This window comes from Paenibacillus sp. sgz302115 (assembly GCF_056120445.1).
Window position 1 is genome coordinate 1 of record NZ_JBVYOK010000017.1, and the last position, 23489, is coordinate 23489.

The following is a 23489-nucleotide window of genomic DNA, read 5'->3' on the forward strand; positions in this document are numbered from 1 at the left end:
CAGAACATGAAGAAGATGGCGATCCACCTGGATCGCCGGGAAAAACGGGGGTAACCCCCTCGTTTTCCCGCGCGCACGCCGACATTGAAACACAAAAGAAACCCAAGGCCATTAAAAGACCTGGGTTTCTCGACACTCTGACCGTCCTTATAAGGACGGCGTAGCCGTTTCCGCTTGGAGTATGAATAAAAACTGGCAGCAGTTTGACTGGCTTCCAGGGTTATTCTGAAGTGGTTCTGTGGGCATAATAAAGGCCATGAACCCTGTCAGCGTAAGGATACTAACTTCAGGAGGAATGGTCTTGCATAAGCTTAACCGTAATCGTATATTTTGGGGTTCACTTTTTCTGGCTACGCTGGTTGCGGTACTGATTCTTAGACTGGCATGGGTGCAATTACTGCTGAAGGACAGGAAGGTTCCGGGAACGGAGTATCCCCTGTCCAAGATGGCGGAGATTCAGAGTGAGCGGGAAACGGTGCTGGACAGCGGGCGGGGCCGCCTGTATGACAGGAACGGACAGCCGCTTGCCGGCGAGACGGTGTGGACGGCGGCTTTTTTTCCGCAGGAGGAGACTGCGGAAGGAGCGGCAGACAGCGCTGCGGACAAGGAGAAGCTGCAGCGTCTTGCCACCGTGCTCGGCGTTACTTACGAGCAGCTTCAGGCAGGGCGCAGCGGGCTTAAGCAGCCGCTGCTGTGGCCGTCCGGCCGCGGCAAAAATCCGCTGGAGCTGACCCCGGCACAGGCGGATGAAGTGGAGCGGCTTGGCATTGACGGTGTGCGGGTGCTGCCCTTTGCCCGCAGATACGAGGGGGAAGCCACAGGCCGCCAGTGGCTGGGATACCTGTCCGAGGCTTCGGCAGCGGAAATAAAGGAATCGCCGACCGGCCTGCGGGTCCCTCTGACAGGGACCGATGGACTGGAGAAAACGCTGGAACCACTGCTTAAGGGGGTAGGCCACACTGAAGCCTATGCGCAGGTGGACGCGCGAGGCAACCGTCTTTCGGGTAGTAGGGTCCGGGTAAGAGCGCCGGGGAATCCGTATTACCCGCTGTCCTTATATACAACGATTGATAAGAGTCTTCAGGAGGGGATTGAGAAGCTGGCCTCCAAGGCGGGAGTCAAAGAGGGGGCGGTTGTGGTTCTGGATGCAGCAAGCGGAGATATTGAGGCAATGGTATCATTGCCGTTCTATGATCCCGGGCATATCTCGCCTAAGGGAGGGGAATGGAACAACCGGGCGCTGCAGGCGGCGGTTCCCGGCTCGATCTTCAAGATTGTTACCGCCGCCGCTGCATTGGAGGCCGGGGTCACTTCGCCCGAAGAAAAATTCTATTGCTCCGGGCATTACGGCAAATACGGCTTGTCCTGCCTGGCAGGCAAAGGACACGGCTCCCTTACGATGGCGCAAGGGTTCGCCGTGTCCTGCAATACTGTATTTGCTTCACTGGCCGAGCGGCTGAGCGGGGCGCAGCTCCAGGCGTCAGCGCTGGCGCTTGGCCTGGGGAGAGACATTAGCTGGCAAGCGGAGAACACGCTTGGCCTGCCGCTGCTCCGGCCGCTGGCCGGGGAGCAGCCGGGAACCATCTTTACCACCCTGCTGCCCGATGACGGCGGGGCCAGGGTGCAGACGGCGATTGGCCAGCGTGACGTCAGAATCACGCCGCTGCAGGCGGCGAACCTGCTGGTTACGCTGCTGCATGGGGGAGAAGTCCGGGCGCCGCGTATTTTGCAGCGGGTCGCTTTTGCCAACGGCCAGACGCTGCAGGAGCTGCCGGGACATTTGGCCCCGGCTTCCCAAGGCAGAATATCGCCGGACACGGCCCGGACGCTGCTGTCCCTGATGCGCATGGTTGTGACAGAGGGAACCGGCAAAAGCCTGCTGGGCACAAAGTGGCCCGTAGCAGGCAAGTCGGGCACAGCCCAGACGCTGGTCAAAGGAGTGCCGCGCAATAACCAATGGTTCATCGGCTACGGGCCGGTGGATCACCCGAAATATGCGGTATCCGCTCTGGTGGAGAATGTGGCTCCGGGGAGTCCGCATGCTGCTACCAAGCTGTTCGGTCAGGTATTTGAGCTGCTGTCTGAATCTTCTGGCGCTTGAGAACCGGAAGGTTCACCCGAAGCCGGGTCACCGGCAGCCGATGACGAGCTTGCTGCGAACGGTGAGACAATGAACTCCTCCTGGGGCAGAAAGATCCATCGCTGGAGGTAGCCCTGCTGGATCAGCTCCTTAACCAGAATGAGCAGAATCGGCGAAAGAATCAGCCCGGCTACCCCAAACAGCGAGCTGGACAGAAGGACGAACGAGAGCATCAGGAAGGCGGAAGATACACCGATGGAGTTGCCCATGATCTTCGGCTCCAGCAGCTGGCGCACAATCAGCACCACCGCAAGCAGAATGATCATTCCAATTGCAAGCGGGGTATTGCCGATAATGAACAGGTATACAATCCAGGGAATCAGCACCGCCGATACGCCGAGCAGCGGCAGCACATCGACCACGGCACAGACAAGCGCCATTGTAATTTCATTTCCGGTCTGAAGAATGAAGAGGCCGATCAGCACAATCGCAAAAGTAATGCTGATCAGAATCAGTTGTGCTTTTAAATAGGAACCGATTGCCTTAAAGACATTGCCCTGTAAAAAAGCGTACGCGGTTTTTAACGTCTTGGGCATTTTATCATGCGCGATCTTCTTCCAGTCCTTGATTTCCATACTGAGGAAAAACGCCAGAATGATCGCGATGCCGAAATTGGCCATAAACGAAGAGAAGGAGCCGAGAACTCCGATCATATACTTGAAGAAAGCGATCGCCCATTTAGAGAGAACATTGGTTGCGTCCGTAAAATAGCCGTTAAGTTTGTCCGTGAGATTCGGCGGCAGCGCTTCGATTCTGTGCTGAAGGTAGTTTGTAGCCTCGGCAAATTGCTGCTGGACCACATATGTATATTTAGGAAGGTCGTCTTGAAATTGAAGCGCCTGCATAGTGATTAGTAGTCCGGCACCGAATAAGGCGCCCAGCAAAATAATCAGAAACAGTATCACGGAAATGGCGGAGGCAAACGATTTGGGCATCCCCCGGCGGTTCAGAAAACGGGCCAGCGGCTCGATCAGAAGGAATACGAAAAAAGATAAAAACACCGGCGCTGCTAATCGGTACAGCGTGCTGAAACCAAGCATCACAAGATACACGGTAAGAACCACCAGTCCAACATCAAAGATGGTGCGCCAATATTTTTTGTACAGCGGCAGCATAGATATAAACGACTCCTTTTTGTGTATGATGATTTTTATGAATTAGCTTAAATTCATTGTACACGATTTTAATAAAAAAGCGTCTATTTCTTTAATAGCTGTGTTAAAATAGGGGGTAACGTTTTTTTGTGGGAATCTGCTCACCTGGAAAACTGAGGTACTTCACTCAAAGTCAACTCTGAAAAAGCGGGGAATTTACATGCAGACTTTGCTGCTCTGGTTATTTTACATCTCAACCTTTTATGCGTTTATCCCCGGTATGATCAGCCGGATATTTGGATATCGTGTCTTTCGCAAAGGGAATGGACGCACTGAATTTGCTCTAACCTTTGATGATGGCCCGGACCCGCATTATACACCGCTTCTGCTGGACCTGCTTAAGCGCTATGAGGCAAAGGCAACCTTTTTTGTCGTTGGCTCGCATGCCGAACAGAATCCGGAGGTTATCAAGCGGATGCATGATGAGGGGCATTTGATCGGGATTCATAATTATGTACACAAAACGAATTGGCTGATGCGTCCGGCTACCGTCAAACAACAGATTCAGCGTACTGATGATATTATTTACAGTATTACCGGCGAGCGCAGCACGTATTACCGTCCGCCGTGGGGAATTGTCAATCTGTTTGACTTTTCCAAACGCCGTCAGGTGCAGATCGTTCTTTGGTCGGCCATGTTCGGCGATTGGAAGGAGAAGCTGGGCGCAGACCGGCTCACTGAGAAGCTGCTCAGCAAGCTGAATCCGGGCGAAGTGATGCTGCTGCATGATTGCGGCACTACACTGGGAGCAGACCCGAACGCGCCGGAGCATATGCTGATTGCCCTGGAACAAATGCTGGAGGAGGCACAGAGACGCGGACTGCGCAGTATCCGGGTTGATGAGATGATCAAGAATATGCAGAATTCTCCGATCTATCGTCTTTCCTTTGGTAAGCGGCTGATGGTTCGTTTATGGCTGGTCTGGGAGCAAGCCTTTCAGATGATGTTCCAGGTCAAGACTATTTCACCGTCAGATCCGTTCCTGCACTATCGTCTGCGCAAATATCAAGGCGAACCGGTGCAGCTGGAGGACGGTGAGCAGCTGAAGAAAGGCGACAAGGTCATCGAGCTGCATATCGACAACAGGCAGTTGTTCGAGCTGGGTGTCCGTTCCCGTTCTTCAGCCCAGCTTGCGATCCGTCTGATTCGTCACATGGAGAAGGATATGCCGATGCTTGCGGAGCGGATTGCCGGGGATGTGGATTTGGCTGAAGCCAAAGCGCTGTACGGTGTCAGCATGATCAACCGGGGGCCGGAGAAATTCGGGTTCATGGTTCTCGATTTACCGAAGGGCTGGTTCGCCCGCTCCACCAAATTCTACTTAAGCATTCTGCTGAGCGTTATTCATCCGGCGGGCAGTGCAAGGCTCAAGGAGCGCAGCGAGGTGCTGGTTCCCAAAATGATGCTGATGTCGATATCCCATTTGCTGGACCAGATGAATCAGCAGCGTCCGCAGAAACCTGTGAAGCCGCGTGAGCTGGTAAGGGAAGAAGAGCTGTCCCTGGAGGCCGAACTGCCTGGAGCGACAGCGGTGCACTAAAATGGTAAATGCAATAGCAATTATAGGATAAGCTTCCGTAGCCTTTGGTTATGGGAGCTTTTTTATTAAAAAAGCGTCCCATAACCACCTAACTAATGTGGTTGTGGGACGCCTATTTATGAGTATGTCTATCCTGCTAGATCTTCAATACGCCGCCCTTGCTGGCATTGGTAACCAGCTTGGAGTAGCGGGCCAGATAGCCGGTTTTGACCTTTGGCTCGAAGCCTTTCCAGCCGCTGCGGCGGACTGCCAGTACTTCCTCGTCAACCAGCAGCTCGATCTTGCGGTTATTGAGATCCAGCTCGATGATATCGCCGTCTTCGACAAAAGCGATAGGACCGCCTTCCGCTGCTTCAGGCGAGATATGGCCGATGCTGATGCCGCGCGATGCGCCGGAGAAGCGGCCATCGGTGATCAGGCCGACCTTGGCGCCAAGGCCCATGCCAACGATCTGAGAGGTTGGAGCCAGCATTTCCGGCATGCCTGGTCCGCCCTTCGGGCCTTCATAGCGGATAACGACGACATGTCCTTCTTTGACTTTGCCGTTAGCGATGCCTGCAAGTGCTTCTTCCTGGGAATCGAAGCAGATCGCCGGACCTTTATGATAGCCGCCAACGGAGGCATCTACGGCGCCGACTTTGATGATGGAGCCTTCAGGAGCCAGATTGCCGTACAGGACGGACAAGCCGCCGACTTCGGAATATGGCTTATCCAGCGGGTGAATGACGCTCGTATCCTGAATCTCATGGCCGGTTACATTCTCGGCCAGCGTTTTGCCGGTAACGGTCATACAATCACCGAAGATTGCTCCCGGTTTCTTAAGCAGTTCGTTCAGAACGGCGCTTACGCCGCCTGCCCGGTCAACGTCTTCGATAAAGATATCGGAAGCCGGAGCCAGCTTAGCGAGATAAGGTACGCGGTTCGCTACTTCGTTGATGCGTTCCAGCGGATAGTCAATCTCCGCTTCCTGAGCAAGTGCCAGTGTGTGAAGCACAGTATTGGTAGAGCCGCCCATTGCCATATCAAGCGCGAAGGCATTGTCGAGCGATTCCTTGGTTACGATATCACGCGGCTTCAGGTCCAGCTTGATCAGCTCCATGAGCTGGGTTGCCGATTTGCGGACGAACTCTCTGCGTTCTTCGGCTACCGCGAGAATAGTGCCGTTGCCCGGCAGAGCGAGGCCCAGCGCTTCCGCCAGACAGTTCATGGAGTTCGCGGTGAACATCCCGGAACAGGAGCCGCAGGTTGGACAGCCGTATTGTTCAAGCTCAAGCAGCTCATCATCGTTGATTTTGCCGACCTGGTGAGCGCCTACGCCTTCGAATACGGAAGTGAGGGAGAGCTTTTTGCCTTTGCTGTCCACGCCGGCTTTCATTGGGCCGCCGCTGACAAAGATCGTCGGGATGTTGACGCGCAGGGCGCCCATCATCATGCCCGGGGTGATTTTATCACAGTTGGGAATGCAGACCATGCCGTCGAACCAGTGCGCGGAAACGACAGTTTCCAGGGCATCGGCAATGATCTCGCGGCTGGGCAGGGAATAACGCATCCCGATATGTCCCATGGCAATCCCATCATCGACACCGATGGTGTTAAATTCAAAAGGAACGCCGCCGGCTTCGCGGATCGCTTCCTTGACGATTTTACCAAATTCCTGCAGATGCACGTGGCCTGGCACAATGTCGATATAGGAGTTGCAGACCGCGATGAACGGCTTGCCGAAATCCTCCTCTTTTACGCCGGCTGCTCGCAGAAGACTGCGGTGCGGAGCGCGGTCAAAGCCTTTTTTGATCATGTCTGAGCGCATTTTCTTGACTGCCATGATGACATTCCCCTCCTAAATGATGTGTGAACCGATATAGTGTCGCATTAACGCATTGCAATCCCAAAAGCTGCGCAGCTGCGGTTTATAGAATGAACGGGGTCCAGCTTCTTGCAAAAACAGAAGGAGGGCGAAGCCGTTTCTATAAAATTTAAGCGGATATAATACGAACGTTATAAGAGAGTCTATCATAAAAGGCCTCTTTTTTCTACCGGACAATGTGAACTTTGTCGTTAACCGCTTTCCTTGTGAAAAGACAAAAAAGCCTATCCCTACGGGGACAGGCAGCATTTGGAATGATATTATAGGGAACGGCGCAGAGCGGCGCGCTGCAGGGTGATCATCCAGTCCACGGACGGCTCGACCAGCGGATGAAGCAGCTTCTTGACTGCAGGGTGGGCCAGCAGCACTGTGAAGGAAACCGCAGACAGCAGCACAAGCGCAGCCCCGGCGGCATTGCCGAGATAGGCGTAGATTCCCGAAGCAGCGGCCAGCCGGACAACAAAGCCATGCAGCAGGAAGACATACAGTGTGCGGCGGCCATAATCAGTCATCCGGCTCAGCCGGTAAGGCACCCAGCCCAGAAAAGCGAGCGAAGCAGCAAGCTGCAGGCTGTACATCGCAAGACGGTACACACCGGCGTACCATTCAGTGGCTCCAAGCTGCATATAGGTCATGCTTCCATAGAGCCAGCCCAGCGGAAGATCCGAACCCAGTACGCCGAGAAGGACCAGCAGCAGAACCGAAAGGGCGGCGGCAGCGATTTTGACATATTTTTTGTAGAACCGGATAAAAGCATCGAAGGAAAAATGATAGCCAATCACAAAAAAAGGCAAATAGACAAAGGTACGGCTGATACTGAACCAGATCCCGTCAAGCTGCAAGTAGCCTACTGCAACGCCAGCCGAGACAGCGAAGATGATTTGTGCGGATTTGCTCCATCTGCTCATGCCGAGCATCAAGAGACGCCAGCAGGCATGACTGGCCAGGAACCAGAGCAGCAGATACGGTGCGAAGAAGGAGTGATGTATATTAGTAACATGGAAGAGGGAGACGTCAAGCAGCGAATACAGGCTTTGAAAAATAAGGTATTGAAGTCCGATTTGCATCAGCACCCGGCGGCCTGCGCTCCCGGAGAGGCTTGATCTGGCGAAATAGCCGGTTACAAGCACGAACAGCGGCATATGAAAACTAAATATCCACAGGTACAGACTATGCATTCCGCTCATACGGCCAATCAGAGGTTCAATGGCGTTGCCGGCAAAAACGGTGACAATAAGCATGAAGCGCAGATTCAGAAAAAATGTGTCTCCGCGCGCTGCAAGAGGGCTTACTGCTGCCATGACCTAACCTCCAATATAGTTAGCCAGTAGTTGTGCCAAGTGAATTACTTTAATTTTAAAATACAAGATTTTCGGCGAACCAATTGTGAATTAGATCACATTAGTAAGCGCTATCACGACTGGTAATTGTGGCGATGTGTTGAAGGTTGTTTGAATTCATTGATTCCTCTATAATTTTCTGTAGGCAGTACCGGGGAGTGAACATTATTGAAGAAAAAAATAACGAAACGCCGCGTTCTCTTAGGAATTGCAGTCATCATAATTGCGGCTGGGCTGTTACTTTGGAGATACTTAATCCCTTATGCTCCGGAGGAAAAAGCGGAGACCGCACTGCTCTCTTCAGGCGGGGTCAGCGTGGAACAAAATGATAACTGGATTTCATTTGAGCCTTCCGCCATACTTGGAGCGGCAGTCATTTTTTATCCGGGCGCATTGGTAAAGGCAGAGGCATACGCACCATTGGCCAAAAAAATCGCCGCAGCCGGCCATCCGTTCTACATCGCCAAGATGCCGCTGAATCTTGCGGTGATCAAAAGCGATGCGGCAGATGACATCATCCGTGTGCATCCCAATCTGACCTTTGTTCTGGGCGGCCATTCGCTTGGCGGCGTGATGGCCTCGCGTTATGCGGCGGACCATGCTAACCAGTTGGAGGGTGTTTTTTTTCTGGCTTCTTACCCGGATGAGAAGGGCAGTCTGAAGGACACCACGTTGTCCGTCCTGTCGGTGCTGGGTACGGAAGATAAAGTGGTGGACCAGGCAAAATACAATGAAGGCCGCTCCTATCTGCCTGGCAATACGGTGTATTATTCGGTCAAGGGCGGCAATCATGCCCAGTTCGGGAGCTACGGCGAGCAGAAGGGTGACGGGAAAGCGACGATTACCGAGGAAGAGCAGCAGATCCGCACAGCGCGGACCATGCTGGATTGGCTGGGAAATCTGCGTTAATCCTGCATCCCGTTCACGGAGAGGAGCAGGAGAATGGCTGTATTGCATGTAAACGATTTGTCCGTGCCCTGCAAGGGCATATTGTTCGACAAGGACGGCACGCTGCTTGATTTGCTGGCTACCTGGGGAGCTTGGGCGGAAATCATGCTGAAGGGTCTGGAGAATCAGCTAGAGATCATTGGGAATTCAGGAAGTTCCCGCACAAATATAGCGAAGTTGCTTGGCACAGTCCACGATGCCGCTGGTAAGGTGATTGGCTATGACGCCGCCGGACCGCTTTCGATGGCAACCGCCGAGGAGACGAACGGGATTCTTGCCTGGCAGCTTTACGCTGCCGGAGTGCCCTGGAACGAAGCGATGACCCGCGTAACCGCCATCGGCAAGGAGGCGATGAATGAGCTGCGCCGCCGCCGGACCGCGGTGCCTTTGCCGGATCTGCTGCCTTTTCTGCAGCAGTGTGCGGCAGCTTCTATGAAGCTGGGCGTCGTTACATCCGATGGGGCCAAAACTACAGGCGAGCAACTGGAATGGCTCGGTGTCGCCGGATATTTTCATACGGTTGTTACGAGAGACAGGGTTGCACACGGCAAGCCCGCGCCCGAAATGGCCGATACCGCTTGCCGGGAGCTGGGCCTGAAGCTGGAAGAGACGGTGATCATTGGCGACAGCAATGCCGACATGCAGCTTGGCAAAAACGCAGGTCTGCGCCTCTCCATCGGAATCTCCAGAACCGGGAGTGCCGGTCATTTGCTGGATGCGGATACCATTATTTCTGGCTATCATCAGCTTCGCCTTACTTAGAATTCTATATGGAAAGGATGCGTATGAGATCATGGAGCAATTGCAGACACTGGTTTCCTGGATTAAGGATAGCGGTAATATTGTTTTTTTTGGAGGCGCCGGAACGTCTACGGAAAGCGGGATTCCGGATTTTCGCTCTGCGGCAGGCCTGTATCAGACCCAGCATAATTCCCCGTATCCGCCTGAGGTGATGCTGAGCCGCAGCTTCTTTATGTCCTACCCGGACATTTTTTTTGATTTTTACCGCAGTAAAATGATTCACCCGGAAGCGAAGCCTAATGGAGCCCATCTGCTATTGGCGGAACTGGAGCGCCAGGGCAAGCTTAAGGCGGTCATCACGCAAAATATCGACGGCCTGCATCAGCTTGCCGGCAGCAAGCAGGTCCTTGAGCTGCATGGCTCCATTCACCGCAACCATTGCATGGATTGCTCGCGTTATTACGGCCTGGAGCAAGTGCTTGCCTCCACAAACAGTGTTCCGCGCTGCCCTGAATGCGGCGGGATCATTAAGCCCGATGTGGTGCTCTACGAAGAGGAGCTGGACCATGATGTGCTGGTAGCATCGGTGACGGCGATTGCCGCCGCAGATCTGCTCATTATTGGCGGCACTTCGCTCACGGTTCAACCTGCAGCCAGCCTGATTACCTACTTCCGCGGCCGGCACACGGTGCTGCTGAATGGTGAGCCGACCCCGTATGATCATCAGGCGGATCTGATTCTTACCGAACGTATCGGTGCAGTGATGGGCAAAATTCAGGAGCAGCTATGAAACATCTGCTATCTTGGGGCTGCTGCAAAAGTGTTCGAACTAGGGGAGAATAATTCAAAAATGACCTCGAAATCCACAGGAAGTGGAGGGCGAGGTCATTTTTTATACCCAAATTCCTGTTCGAAGTGGGAGATGCGTCAAGCGGAGCTTCCTGGCACGAAATGCCGCCGATAGCCGATGTATCCAATCATTTGCCGAGCTATGTGGGAAAAAGTCCAACTAAATTAGCAACATTTGCCTGTAGAGCACCCGTAGTGGGAAAAAGTCCAACTAATCTGCTCCATTTCAAGCAATCATCCCGGTTTGCCTCAAATTAGTTGGACAAAATCCAACTAACCCATCTCTACGCGAAGGACTTGTCCGGATTAGTTGGACAAATTCCACTTTGCATTTATCCGAAGACGGATATCATGAGTGGAGCGGAGGCAAGCTGTAATGGACAGAAGCCCCGCACTACTCTCCGCACACGTTGATGATCCTGGGCTGGCGGGGGCGACCATCGGTTGCCGGTCTACCCTGCTGCCAAGTCCGAAGTCCGGCCAAGGGTCAGCGCCTAAGCTCTTCGCCTGTACCGAGCTCTCCGCCTGGCTCAAGCTCCCTCGTAGGCTTAGCTCAACGTCTGCATCAAGCTCCACACTGCATCAAGCTCCCTCTCCTGGAGCCGAAGCTCCTCACTTGAGCCAGGCTCCTTGCCGGGCCCAAGCTCTTCGCATGGCTCCCCCTATTTCTCTCCGTGCCTTGCTGTCGCAATGCGGTAGGAGGTGGGCGACTGGGCGCAGAAGCGTTTGAACTGGCGCGAGAAGTACAGGGCATCTGTCAGTCCGACAGAGGCGGCGACCTGCTCGACGGACAGCTCCGGGCGTTCACGGAGAAGCTGCCGTGATTTCTCGATGCGCAGCTTCAGCAGGTAGGTGACGGGCGACAGGCCGGTCTCCTGCTTGAAGATCCGCGACAGATAAGCGCGGTTGTAGCCGAGGCTGGCGCACATTTGTTCAATGGATACGGGATGGGCGTACTGCGCGGCCATGTAGTGGATCATTTGCTTCACGGTGCGCTTCACCTGCGATTCCGCACCGGGCAGCCTTGAGGAGGCGAGGAGCAGCTCCGCTGCTTCGCCGACGAGCAGATAGAGACAGCCCAGCGAGGTTAGATGGGCGCTCTCTTTGCCCGCATAGAAGGCACGCATCATCCCGGCCAGCGCGCCGGGGAAGACACTGCCTTCGGCGGTGGACAGAACCGGCTTCTGCGGAGTGAAGCCGGCCTGCAGCACGAGCGCGTCCGCGTCCGTGCCGGTAAAGGCCGCCCAGCGGTAACGCCAGGGCTGCTGCTGGTCCGAGACGTAGCTGACGAGCTGGCCCGGATGGATGAGGAAGCAGTCTCCCGGGCCAAGCTCGTACTTGTGCTGCTCGGTCCGGAAGGTTCCGCAGCCGGACTCGATGAAGTGCAGCAGGTAGTAGTCGTAGATTTTGGGACCGGCCTGATGCAGCGGCCGGGTCTGGCTCTCGCCGGCAAAAAGCACATGCAGATGCTGGTTATCGTAAACCACGGGATTTGATCCTACAGAATAAGTATGTTCCACGCTGGAACCGCCTTTCTTTAAAATATAAAAAAGTATTAATTTCACACTATACTTTATCCTTATATTTCTCGCTGAAACGGATACCGTCCTTTTAAGGACGGCGTAGCCGTTTCTACTTGGTTAGCGCTGCCACTGCTCTAAGGGCGGATAAATGCAGCGGATACAGTTCTCCCTGATTATATCGCTTACCTTTTGAAAAGTCACATTTGTCCATACATTACACACATGATTGCATTATCAGGGCAAGTCTGATTTTATTATAATGTAAGCATAAACACAGCAATACGATTTTCCAAAGTTGAAGCGAAAAGCAGCGAAAGGATGGAGTGCAATAATGAGCATTCAGGATCTGAAAGTCAAATTTATCGAGAAATACGGAGAAAGCGCAGAGGAGGCGCGGGTATTCTATGCTCCAGGGCGGGTAAATCTCATCGGAGAGCATTTGGACTACAACGGCGGTTACGTGTTTCCGGCGGCGCTGGACTTCGGAACCACACTGATCGTGCGTCCGCGCAGCGACGGCAAGGTTCAGTTTGCATCGACGAATTTCCCATATGAAGCTTCTATTGGCTACAGTGAAATCGGCAAAGCCAAAACCGGTGAATGGGTGGACTATCCGGTCGGCGTAATGGTGGAGCTGGCGAAAAAGGATCTTCCGGTATCCTCCGGTTATGACCTCTTGTTCCACGGCGAAATTCCGAACGGCTCGGGCCTGTCCTCCTCGGCTTCCATCGAAGTGGTAACCGGGTTCGCTTTCCTGACGCTGCTTGGCGGAGATACGGATACGGTGGAAATCGCCTTGCTGTCCCAGCGTGCGGAGAATCAATATGTCGGCGTGAACTCCGGGATTATGGACCAGTTCGCGGTAGCCAACGGCAAGAAAGATCAAGCGATTCTGCTGATGTGCGACACACTGGAGTACAGCCTGATTCCTTTTGTGACCGGCTCCTACAAGCTGGTGATCAGCAACACGAACAAGAAGAGAGGCCTGGTGGACTCCAAGTACAACGAGCGCCGCAGCCAATGCGAAGAGGCTCTGGCTATTTTGAAGCAGGAGGTTCCGGGCTTGTCTTACCTGGCGGAGCTGAAGCCTGAGCAGTTCGAAGCACACAAGGACAAAATCACAGACGAGACCGTTAGACGCCGCGCCCGCCACGTAGTGGAAGAGAACCAGCGCGTGCTAGACTCTGTTGAAGTGCTCAAGAAGAACGACCTGAAGCAATTCGGTCAATATATGAATGACTCCCATGTGTCGCTGCGTGATCTCTATGAAGTAAGCTGCCTGGAGCTGGACGTGATGGTGGAAGAAGCACAGAAAATTCCTGGTACACTCGGCTCGCGTATGACCGGTGCGGGCTTCGGCGGCTGCACGGTATCGCTGGTGCATGAGGATGATGTAGAGCGGTTTATCCGTGAAGTAGGCGAGGCCTACACAGCGAAGACTGGTCTGGTCGGCGAGTTCTATGTATGCGGAATTGGCAATGGCGTAGAAGAACTGAAAGGGGAGAAGTAAGATGGCGATTCTGGTAACGGGTGGAGCAGGGTATATCGGTTCCCACACAGTGGCGGAGCTGCTGGAGCGGGGAGAAGAGGTTGTAGTCATCGACAATCTGCTGACAGGGCACCGCGAGGCGCTGCTGGGCGGCAAGCTGTATGAAGGTGATCTGCGGGACAAGGTAACGCTGGCTAAGCTTTTTTCGGAAAATAAGATCGACGCCGTTATCCACTTTGCCGCAAGCTCCCTGGTTGGCGAGAGCATGAAGGACCCGGTGAAGTACTACGATAATAACGTATACGGTACACAGTGCCTTCTGGAAGCGATGCAGCAGGCCGGTGTGGACAAAATCGTCTTCTCCTCCACAGCCGCAACCTACGGCGAACCGGAAAAGGTGCCGATTGAGGAAACCGACCGCACGGAGCCGGCGAATGTGTACGGTGAAACCAAGCTGACAATGGAGCGGATGATGGCCTGGTTCGACAAGGTGCTGGGCATCAAATATGTGGCGCTTCGCTACTTCAATGCCGCAGGTGCGCATAGAAGCGGCAAGATCGGTGAAGATCACCGTCCGGAGAGCCATCTGATTCCGCTGGTGCTCCAGACCGCGTTGAAGCAGCGCGAGAGCATTGCAGTATTCGGTGACGATTACCCGACAGAAGACGGAACCTGCGTGCGCGACTATATCCACGTCAGCGATTTGGCTGATGCCCACGTGCGGGCGGTCAACTACCTGCGCGAAGGCAATGCCAGCAACGTGTTCAACCTCGGCAACGGACTGGGCTTCTCCGTCAAGCAGGTCATTGAAACGGCCAAGAAGGTGACCGGCCTTGAGATTCCGGTGGTTATTCAGGAGCGCCGCGCCGGAGATCCGGCTGTGCTGGTGGCTTCCTCGGCCAAAGCCCGCTCGGTGCTCGGCTGGAACCCGCAGCATGCCGATGTTGAAGGCATCATCCAAGACGCCTGGAACTGGCATTCGGCTAACCCGCAAGGCTACGGGGAGTAAGCGCACCCGGGCTGCCGGATACGCTACATGAGGATTACGCTACAGCACATGAAGGAGAATTGAAATGAATAACGACAAGAGTGCCGCTCCCGCCGCGCAGAAGGCGCTGCATGCTATCGAACAGCTGGTGCTGTTTGCACAGCACCAGGGGCTGATACAGCCGGCGGATATCGACTACAGCCGCAATGAGCTGCTGGACCAGTTCGGCTTCAGTGAGCCGTATGCAGGCGAATTTGCAGAAGCACCGCTTACGAGTCCGCAGGCGCCGCTGGATGTTCTGATCGACTACGGCTTCGAAATCGGACTGATCCCGGAGAATACAGATACGTACCGCGATCTGCTGGACGCCAAAATCATGGGCCTCCTGATGGCCCGTCCTTCCGAGGTGAATGCCGAATTCTACAGCCTTAAGGCTGAAAAGGGCATTCAGGCAGCAACAGACCGCTTTTACAAGCTGAGCATAGATTCCAATTACATCCGTATGGATCGTATTTCCAAGAATGTTTTCTGGCTGCAGGAATCTCCATACGGGGATATTGAGATGACGATCAATCTGTCCAAGCCGGAGAAAAATCCGAAGGAAATTGCAATGGCCCGGCTGCTTCCGCCGCCGGTGTATCCGAAATGCCTGCTCTGCCGCGAGAATGTCGGGTATGCCGGAAGACTGAATCACCCGCCGCGCCAGAACCTGCGCATTATTCCGCTGGAGCTGAATAACGAGAAGTGGTTCTTCCAGTACTCGCCTTACGTGTACTATAACGAGCACTGCATCGTGTTCCATCATGATCATGTGCCGATGAAGCTGACCAAGGATACGCTGAAGCGCCTGCTTGCCTTCGTAGAAGCTTTCCCGCACTACTTCATCGGTTCGAATGCCGATCTGCCGATTGTCGGCGGCTCGATTCTGACCCATGATCATTTCCAGGGCGGACGCCATACGTTTCCGATCCAGAAAGCGCCGAAGGAGGCTACCTTCACTCACGATTCCTACCCGGGCGTCAGCCTCAGCATCGTGAAATGGCCGATGTCGGTACTCCGTCTGCATGGCGGAGATCCGGCAGTGCTGCTGGAATGCGGCAACTCGATCTACGAAGCCTGGAAAGCCTACAGCGACCCGGAAGCCGAAGTATATGCGTTTAGCGATGTGGATGGAGAGCAAACGCCTCATAATACGGTTACTCCAATCGTCCGCCGGGCCGAAGACGGCGGCTACGAAATGGATCTGGTGCTGCGCAACAACCGGACCAGCGAGGAATATCCCGAAGGGTTTTTCCACCCGCACCGGGAGATGCATCATATCAAGAAAGAGAACATCGGCCTGATTGAAGTTATGGGACTGGCGATTCTGCCGGGACGCCTGAAGGAAGAGCTGGATGCCATTTCCGGTATTCTGGCCGGTGATACAGCTCTGCTGGAAGCTGTACAGGCTCAGGAGGACCATGCCCTGGCTCAGCACGCTTCCTGGATTCAGGAGCTGACGGCACGTTTTGGCACCGCAATGAACCGTGAGGAAGCGGTCAAGACGGTGCAGAACGAGGTCGGCATCAAATTCACCCATATTTTGGAGCATGCCGGCGTTTACAAACGGACAACGGAAGGCCAGGCGGCTTTCCGCCGCTTTGCACACAGCCTTGGCTTCCAATAAGCTGCAAGCACAGAAATGCCCTCAGCCGCTTTTTCGGCCTGGGGGCATTCTTTTGCGTGAGACGTTTTATCCGGGTTCGATTTGAATGAGGGATTTCAGAGGTTTATAATATAATATTGCACCACACTCTTGAACTAATGGAGGTCCAACTATATGCGCAAGTTTGAATTTTATAATCCTACCAAGTTGATTTTTGGACAAGGTACCTTAAGCGCACTCCAGACCGAAGTGCCGAAATACGGTAAGAACGTACTGCTGATGTACGGCGGCGGCAGCATCAAACGCAGCGGCCTGTACGATAATGTAATCGCCGAGCTGAACACTGCCGGTGCTGTTGTTACAGAGCTATCCGGCGTAGAACCGAATCCGCGTCTGTCCACCGTACATAAAGGTGTGGCGCTGTGCCGTGAGAAGAATATCGACCTGATTCTCGCCGTAGGCGGAGGAAGCGTGCTGGATTGTGCCAAGGCAGTTGCGGTTGGCGCGAAATATGATGGCGACATGTGGGATTTCGTAGAGCGCAAAGCAGCTCCGCAAGGGGCGCTACCGTTGGGTACAGTGCTCACTATGGCTGCTACAGGCTCGGAAATGAACAACGGCTCTGTAATTACCAATGAAGTCACCAAGGAAAAAATGGGCTGGGGCAGTGTTCACGCATTCCCTGCCTTCTCCATTCTTGATCCGGTAAATACGTTCTCGCTGCCGCGCGACCAGACCGTCTATGGCATGGTAGACATCATGTCCCACGTACTGGAGCATTATTTCCATACTGATGGCAACACACTTGTACAGGATGGATTCTGTGAGACACTGCTGCGCACAGTAATCGCGACTGCACCGAAGCTGATCGGGGATCTGAACAATTACGAGCTGCGTGAGACGATTATGTACTGCGGTACGATGGCCTTGAACGGAATGGTCAGCATGGGTTTTGCAGGGGACTGGGCTACCCACAATATCGAGCATTCCGTTTCAGCGGTATACGATATTCCGCATGGCGGCGGACTGGCGATTCTCTTCCCGCAGTGGATGAAATATAACCTCAGCACGAACCCTGCCCGCTTCCGTCAACTGGCTGTGAATGTGTTCGGCATTGATCCGGCCGGCAGAACCGACGAAGAGGTCGGTCTTGAAGGTATCGAAGCGCTGCGCGGCTTCTGGGATTCCATCGGTGCGCCGAAGACGCTGGGTGATTATGATATCGACGACAGCGAAATCGGCAGCATGGCCGACAAAGCTGTACGTTTTGGACCGTTCGGCAATTTCCGCAAGCTGGACCGGGAAGATGTTGTGGAGATTTACAAAATGGCATTGTAAGACAGGGCGCAGCTATTCCGCTGAGTACCTAGCAACACATAAGAGTAATGAGCCGCTCCCAGTTGGGGCGGTTTTTTCACATTATTGAGATAAAAACCCAACTTTGTGAAACCAAGGACATGGTTTATACGTTTACACTATTATGACAGTCCGGAAGTAAAGACGGGAGGAGAACAATATGCAAACGCTGTATTTGGGCTGTTTGGCGTTAGGTGTCATTTTTGCCGTAGTCAGCGTGCTGGTGGGAGATCTGATCGGCAGTGCCCTGCACGGGGTGTTTGATGTGGTTACCTTTCATTGGATTAGTCCTGCCGTGCTGGCCGGAGGCATCACCGTATTCGGCGGAGCAGGTCTTCTGCTGACCCGCTACAGCAGTCTGGAGAACGGCCCGATTCTGGCTTTGTCCCTGCTGACTGCGGCGTTTATGGCGGTCGTTATGTATCTGGGAGTGGTGAAGCCGATGAACAGAAGTGAGATGTCCAGCGGATTCTCCATGAGTGAACTGCCCGGCAAGATAGGGGAGGTTACGGTTCCTGTTCCGGCAGAGGGCTACGGCGAGATTATGGTGAAGTTCGGTGCGGGCAACAGTCTGCATACGGCGGCGAGCTTTGACCATCATCCCCTGCCTGCCGGGTGTAAGGTTGTTGTTGTAGAGGTAGAAGAAGGTGTTGCACTTGTATCTGAATTCGAACAGCGAAGAGGAGTGGATGCGTGATGTACGGGTTGCCAGAATATTTGTTTATTCCTGCAGTGGTGGTTGCGGTGCTCTTTGTACTCGGAATAGCGTTCTGGGCAAGATATAAGACAGTTGGGCCCGATGAAGGGATGATCGTTACAGGCTCATTCCTGGGCAACAATCATATTTCGGACGACGGCTCCGGCCGCAAAATCAAGATTGTCCGCGGGGGCGGGGCCTTTATTCTGCCGATCTTCCAGAAGGCTGAATTCATGTCATTGCTCTCCCATAAGCTGGATGTGACGACCCCGGAGGTCTATACCGAGCAGGGGGTACCGGTCATTGCCGACGGTGTAGCGATTATCAAGGTGGGCAGCTCCACCGAGGATGTGGCTACAGCAGCCGAGCAGTTCATGGGCAAGCCGATTGATGCGTTGAAGAGCGAGGCGCAGGAGGTGCTGGAAGGGCATCTGCGGGCGATTCTCGGCTCAATGACGGTGGAGGAGGTCTACCGCAACCGGGACCGTTTTGCCCAGGAGGTCCAGGGGGTAGCGGCACGTGATCTGAAGAAAATGGGTCTGCAGATTGTCTCGTTCACGATCAAGGATGTGCGCGATAAGCACGGGTACCTGGAAGCGCTTGGGAAACCGCGGATTGCCACAGTGAAGCGGGATGCGGAAATCGCTGAAGCGGAAGCGCTGAGGGATGCCCGGATCAAAAAGGCTATTGCCGAGGAAGAGGGGCAGAAGGCAGAGCTTGTGCGCGATACGAATATTGCCGAGGCATCCAAGGATAATCAGCTTCAGGTAGCAGCCTTCAAACGCGATCAGGATATGGCGAAGGCGGAAGCCGACCAGGCATACCACATTCAGGAGGCCCGCGCCAAGCAGACGGTGGTTGAAGAGCAGATGAAGGTCGAGCTGGTCCGCAAGGAACGCGAAATCGACCTGCAAGCCAAAGAGATTCAGGTGCGCGAGAAGCAGTATGATGCCGAGGTGAAAAAGAAGGCGGAAGCCGACCGCTATGCGGTAGAGCAGGCGGCAGAGGCTGACAAGGCCAAGAGAATGCGTGAGGCCGACGCCCTGCAGTACAGCATCGAAACCCAGGCGAGAGCGACTGCAGAGCAGAAGCGGCTGGAAGGCCAGGCGGTGGCGGATGCCGAGCTGGCCAAAGGTAAAGCAGAATCGGAGGTTATCCGGCTGCGCGGTCTTGCGGAAGCAGAGGCCAAAGAGAAGCTGGCGCAGGCCTTCCAGAAATTCGGTGAGGCCGCTGTGCTCGACATCATCGTCAAGATGCTGCCTGAGCTCGCCGGACGCATCGCCGAGCCGCTGGCATCCATCGACAAGCTTACGGTTGTCGATACCGGCAACGGTGAAGGCGCAGCCCGGGTCAGCAACTATGTGACCCAGCTCATGTCCACCGCTCCCGAAATGCTGAAGAGTGTCTCCGGGATTGATGTGGAGGCGCTGATCAAGGGGCTGATGAAGGGCTCTGCGGGGATACCCGCGGCCAAGGTGCCCGCGCCTGTTGCAACTCCAGCAGTTGAGAAGCTCGAAGAATAGCAGGCGAATAATGCTCTGGGAAGCTGAGGCATCAGCCTAACTATGCTCCAGGTAATCAGGCCGCCCCGGGTGGGCGGCTTTTTGCATGCTGGCAGAGTCTAGTTTACAGAAAACCCAAACTTTGTGAAACCAAGATACAATCTTTGCGTTAAAAGTAATAGGGCTCGAAGGAATTCGAGGGAAAAGCTGGATGAACTGAACTAGGGGGGACCAGGATGGAGCTGATATTGGATAATATCAGGAAAAGCTACAGCGATAAGCAGGTTCTTAACGGCATTGATTATACTTTTGAAAAGGGCAAAATCTATGGTCTGCTGGGACGCAATGGCGCCGGGAAAACATCGCTCTTCAACTGCCTGAGCGGAGAAATCGGGATGGACAGCGGCGGGGCTTTTTTGCGTAGAGGGGACGTGAGCCTGCCGCTGCGCGAGGAGGAGATCGGATATGTTTTTTCATTGCCGATTTTGCCGGAATTTTTGACAGGATATGAGTTTGTTAAGTTTTTTATGGACATCAACCGGGACAAAATCGACCCCGGCAGAACCATCGACGACTATTTTGACATCATCCGTTTTGAGCAGGAGGACCGCCACCGGCTGATCAAGGGTTATTCCCACGGGATGAAGAACAAAATCCAGATGCTCCTCTTCATCATCACCCGTCCGCCCCTGATCCTGCTGGATGAGCCGCTGACCTCCTTTGACGTAGTAGTGGCGCTGGAAATCAAGAAGCTGCTGCGCGAGATGAAAGAGGATCATATTATTATTTTTTCCACCCATATCCTGCAGCTTGCCGCCGATCTTTGCGATGAGCTTGTGATTCTGAACAACGGCCTGCTTCAGGAGATCCCCGCCGATACCCTCCACAGCCCGGAATTCGAGGAGCGGATTATAGCGCTGCTGAAGGATGGCAACGGCCATGATTAGCACACTGAAGACCATTATGGAGATCCGGGGGGCGTCGGGCGCGAACCGGCTGTTGTACTACTTTGGAAGAATCCCTGTTCTCGGAAAATTGATCAATGACAGCGTCTATTCCCGGGCAACACTCAAAAAAACATTCACTGTGCTTGCTGTTATCCTGAGAATTATATGGGGTTTCCTGTCTAAGTTTGCCTACTTGGGAATCATAGTGTACACGCCTATCCTGCTGACGAACAAGGAGCTGCCGGTTTCAGAGCAATATGATCTCTACCTGTATGCGCTGGTGCTGCTTAGCTTTATTGTAGGAGCGGTCTCCAATGCCTCCATTCTGGAGCCGAAGCGGGATAAATATATCTGCGTGAAGCTGATGAGACTGCCTGCTGACAAGTATATGCATGCTACCCTGTCGCTCAGGGGCGTGACTTTTTTTATCTACTTTACGCCTGCAATGATGTTATTTGCCGGTTTATTCGAAGCACCGCTCTGGCAAGGCATGCTGCTGTCCCTGCTGCTGACGCTCTGGCGCACAGTCTGTGAAGCGCTGCATTTGCTGCTGTTCGACAAACAGGAAATCGTGCTGGTCAAAAAAACGGGCTGGGTCTGGTCCGTCATTGGAGCCGGGTATCTGCTCGCTTTCGCGCCTTTGTACCTCGGAAAGGTCTGGCTGAATATGGATGCCGTATTGTTCAGTCTGCCCTTGAGTCTTGCTATTGCGGCCCTGGGAATTATAGCGGCAGTGTATATCGCCAGGTATCCGCGCTACCGGAATGCGGTGGATGCCGTAACCAAAATTGATGATCCGCTGCTAGATATGGGACGGATGATGAAGGAGTCACGGGTGAGAGAGGTCCAGACCAAAGAGGAGGATTTCTCGGCGGAACAGCTGCGGCCGGATCAATTTTCGGGGAAAAGCGGCTATGCCTACCTGAACGCGATCTTTTTCTCCCGGCACAAACGTTTTCTGACTCAGCCTATTGAACGGCGTCTCGTTATTATTGGCGTACTGTTTGCCGCAGGTTTGCTGGTACTGCTCACCGCACCGGAGAAATTTTCGAAGCTTGCCGGGTATTTAATTGATGGTCTGCCCGTGTTCGTGATCCTCATGAACTTTACTTCCATCGGGGAAAAGGTCTGCAAGGCGATGTTCTATAATTGTGACCTGAGTCTGCTGCGCTATGGGTTCTACCGCGAGCAATCAGCCATTCTTAGCAATTTCCGTACCCGCCTGCTGCGGATCAGCGGGCTCAATCTGATTCCGGCTGCGGCAATCTGCCTGGCAGTCAATCTGCTCATTTTGTTCTCAGGAGAAGACTGGGGGATCGCTGCAGCTCTAAGTTTTTGTGGAACGGTTCTTGGGTTGTCACTGTTTTTCTCGGTACATCATTTGTTTATGTATTATATCTTCCAGCCCTATAGCACAGAACTGAATGTGAAGAATCCGTTCTTTACTATCGTTAACAGCATCGTGCTGGGAGTAGGTGCCGCATGTATGCAAATAAAGAGCACGCCGGCCCATTTTGCCTTGATGGTGATGCTCGCGGCGGCAGTCTACATGCTGATTGCCCTCTTCCTGGTCTACAGATATTCCGCCAAAACCTTTAGAGTGAAATGATTGCTGCATGCGGCCTCCTGTCGTCTGATACCCTTCTAAAATCGCTTTCTTGATGTTATGATGGTAGCTCAAGTATAATCTTCACATGCTGCTTCGTTATACGGGCTGCTTCAAAAGGAAAGGGTATTCAGAATTAAAAGAGGTGTCAAAAGTGAGCAGTATTACTGTGGCTAAGGTGCTCAACAACAATGTTATTATTGCCCAGCACCCCCAGTATGCCGAAGTGGTCGTTATTGGCAAGGGGATCGGGTATAACCGTAAAATGCATGACCAGATCAGTCTGTCCTCCGTAGAGAAGATGTTTATTCTCCGCAATCAGGAGGAGCAGGAACAATACAAGCAGCTCGTTCCCCAGGTGGACGAGAAGCTGATTGAGGTTGTGCAGGAAATTGTCCTTCATATTATGCAGAGCAGCAGCCAGTCGCTGAATGAGCATATCCACATTGCGCTTACCGATCATATTTCCTTTGCGATCCGGCGCCATGAACAGAATATACCGATACATAATCCTTTTCTATACGAGACCAAAGAAATCTACCCGGAAGAATACCGTCTCGCAGAATATGCAGTGGAGCGGATTAACGGGGCGATGGGAGTAACGCTACCCTCCGATGAAATCGGTTTTGTAGCCCTGCATATTGTCAGCGCACTCAGCAACCGGCATATTTCTGAGGTGAGGCAGCATTCGCTATTGATTGGCGATTTGGTGAATCTCGTAGAGGATAGTCTGGATTATCATATCCCGCGTAACTCGCTGGATTATTCCCGGCTGGTTACTCACCTGCGGTTTGTTCTGGAGAGGCTGCGGCGCGGTGAAACCGTCAGGGAGACCTCTTCATTGGACGGACTTATGAAACGGGAATACCCGGAGATGTATATGCTGGCCTGGAAGCTGACCAAGGTGATCGAGCAAAGAGTGCACATCCCGGTGTACCCGGCAGAGGTAAGCTACCTTACGATTCACCTGCAGCGCCTCGCCCAGAAAAAAGAGGATGAACCGGATATGCAGACTGGCCAGTAATGGCTTCGCAATGTGCGGAAATTTTTTGCTTGCATGTTCAAATGAACGGTGCTACAATGTTCTCTGTTATTATGTAAAACAGAATACAAAGCGTGTAACTGATACGATCAGGCATGAGTGATTTACAGTATTTTGG

General features: G+C 53.6%; 19 protein-coding genes. 14 read left to right on the forward strand and 5 right to left on the reverse strand.

Features of this window, described 5'->3' with window-relative positions; all coding sequences use genetic code 11:
- The first annotated feature begins 301 nt into the window (after positions 1-301).
- Positions 302-2101: a peptidoglycan D,D-transpeptidase FtsI family protein gene (locus AC0LWN_RS24550; protein WP_474669995.1), complete on the forward strand. Its 1800-nt coding sequence runs from the start codon at positions 302-304 to the stop codon at positions 2099-2101.
- Here the strand turns inward: AC0LWN_RS24550 and AC0LWN_RS24555 are convergent.
- Entirely contained in the window at positions 2062-3255 is a 1194-nt protein-coding gene (locus AC0LWN_RS24555; protein ID WP_474669997.1) for an AI-2E family transporter, read from the reverse strand. The two genes, AC0LWN_RS24550 and AC0LWN_RS24555, sit on opposite strands and share 40 nt — an antisense overlap.
- A gap of 199 nt (positions 3256-3454) precedes the next feature.
- On the opposite strand from AC0LWN_RS24555, the gene AC0LWN_RS24560 reads away from it, so the two are divergent.
- Positions 3455-4834 (forward strand): polysaccharide deacetylase family protein, encoded by a 1380-nt coding sequence (locus AC0LWN_RS24560; protein WP_474669999.1) that lies wholly within the window; start codon positions 3455-3457, stop codon positions 4832-4834.
- A gap of 136 nt (positions 4835-4970) precedes the next feature.
- Here AC0LWN_RS24560 and ilvD read toward each other — a convergent pair whose 3' ends face one another.
- Together ilvD and AC0LWN_RS24570 are read right to left on the reverse strand one after the other, a co-directional pair.
- Positions 4971-6656, reverse strand: a complete 1686-nt coding sequence (gene ilvD, locus AC0LWN_RS24565; protein ID WP_474670001.1) for a dihydroxy-acid dehydratase — start codon at positions 6654-6656, stop codon at positions 4971-4973.
- Between the two features lie 302 nt (positions 6657-6958).
- Complete coding sequence (locus AC0LWN_RS24570) at positions 6959-7999, reverse strand: acyltransferase family protein (protein ID WP_474670003.1); 1041 nt, start codon at positions 7997-7999, stop codon at positions 6959-6961.
- 207 nt (positions 8000-8206) lie between these two features.
- Here AC0LWN_RS24570 and AC0LWN_RS24575 point away from each other — a divergent pair, with 207 nt between their 5' ends.
- The 3 genes from AC0LWN_RS24575 to AC0LWN_RS24585 are packed head-to-tail and all read left to right on the forward strand — an operon-like array spanning position 8207 to position 10517.
- A complete protein-coding gene (locus AC0LWN_RS24575) occupies positions 8207-8947 on the forward strand; it encodes an alpha/beta hydrolase (RefSeq protein ID WP_474670005.1) in 741 nt (246 codons plus the stop codon).
- 33 nt (positions 8948-8980) lie between these two features.
- On the forward strand, positions 8981-9748 hold the full coding sequence (locus AC0LWN_RS24580; RefSeq protein WP_474670007.1) for an HAD family hydrolase: 768 nt from the start codon (positions 8981-8983) through the stop codon (positions 9746-9748).
- Positions 9749-9779: 31 nt separating this feature from the next.
- Complete coding sequence (locus tag AC0LWN_RS24585; protein WP_474670009.1) at positions 9780-10517, forward strand: NAD-dependent protein deacylase; 738 nt, start codon at positions 9780-9782, stop codon at positions 10515-10517.
- A 365-nt stretch (positions 10518-10882) separates the two neighbouring features.
- On the opposite strand, the gene AC0LWN_RS24590 is transcribed toward AC0LWN_RS24585, so the two are convergent.
- Complete coding sequence (locus AC0LWN_RS24590) at positions 10883-11152, reverse strand: hypothetical protein (RefSeq protein ID WP_474670011.1); 270 nt, start codon at positions 11150-11152, stop codon at positions 10883-10885.
- An 86-nt stretch (positions 11153-11238) separates the two neighbouring features.
- Positions 11239-12096, reverse strand: coding sequence for a helix-turn-helix domain-containing protein (locus AC0LWN_RS24595; RefSeq protein ID WP_474670185.1), 858 nt, complete (start codon positions 12094-12096; stop codon positions 11239-11241).
- A 334-nt stretch (positions 12097-12430) separates the two neighbouring features.
- Between AC0LWN_RS24595 and AC0LWN_RS24600 the strand changes: the two genes are divergently transcribed.
- The 9 genes from AC0LWN_RS24600 (at position 12431) to glcT (ending at position 23353) form a co-directional block, all read left to right on the forward strand.
- Positions 12431-13609, forward strand: a complete 1179-nt coding sequence (locus tag AC0LWN_RS24600) for a galactokinase (protein ID WP_474670013.1) — start codon at positions 12431-12433, stop codon at positions 13607-13609.
- Between the two features lies 1 nt (position 13610).
- Complete coding sequence (gene galE, locus AC0LWN_RS24605) at positions 13611-14597, forward strand: UDP-glucose 4-epimerase GalE (RefSeq protein ID WP_474670015.1); 987 nt, start codon at positions 13611-13613, stop codon at positions 14595-14597.
- Positions 14598-14661: 64 nt separating this feature from the next.
- Positions 14662-16242, forward strand: coding sequence for a UDP-glucose--hexose-1-phosphate uridylyltransferase (locus AC0LWN_RS24610; RefSeq protein ID WP_474670017.1), 1581 nt, complete (start codon positions 14662-14664; stop codon positions 16240-16242).
- A 153-nt stretch (positions 16243-16395) separates the two neighbouring features.
- Positions 16396-17559, forward strand: a complete 1164-nt coding sequence (locus AC0LWN_RS24615; protein WP_474670019.1) for an iron-containing alcohol dehydrogenase — start codon at positions 16396-16398, stop codon at positions 17557-17559.
- A 178-nt stretch (positions 17560-17737) separates the two neighbouring features.
- Positions 17738-18274 (forward strand): NfeD family membrane protein, encoded by a 537-nt coding sequence (locus AC0LWN_RS24620; protein ID WP_474670021.1) that lies wholly within the window; start codon positions 17738-17740, stop codon positions 18272-18274.
- Positions 18274-19797 (forward strand): flotillin lipid rafts scaffold protein FloT, encoded by a 1524-nt coding sequence (gene floT / locus AC0LWN_RS24625; protein WP_474670023.1) that lies wholly within the window; start codon positions 18274-18276, stop codon positions 19795-19797. The genes AC0LWN_RS24620 and floT overlap by 1 nt, the downstream gene beginning before the upstream one ends.
- A gap of 215 nt (positions 19798-20012) precedes the next feature.
- Positions 20013-20723, forward strand: coding sequence for an ABC transporter ATP-binding protein (locus tag AC0LWN_RS24630; RefSeq protein ID WP_474670025.1), 711 nt, complete (start codon positions 20013-20015; stop codon positions 20721-20723).
- Positions 20716-22332 carry a hypothetical protein gene (locus AC0LWN_RS24635; protein WP_474670027.1) on the forward strand — a complete coding sequence of 539 codons (1617 nt, stop codon included), beginning with the start codon at positions 20716-20718 and terminating at the stop codon, positions 22330-22332. Before AC0LWN_RS24630 ends, AC0LWN_RS24635 begins: the two co-directional genes overlap by 8 nt.
- A gap of 151 nt (positions 22333-22483) precedes the next feature.
- Positions 22484-23353: a glucose PTS transporter transcription antiterminator GlcT gene (gene glcT / locus AC0LWN_RS24640; protein WP_474670029.1), complete on the forward strand. Its 870-nt coding sequence runs from the start codon at positions 22484-22486 to the stop codon at positions 23351-23353.
- The last annotated feature ends 136 nt before the right edge of the window (positions 23354-23489 follow it).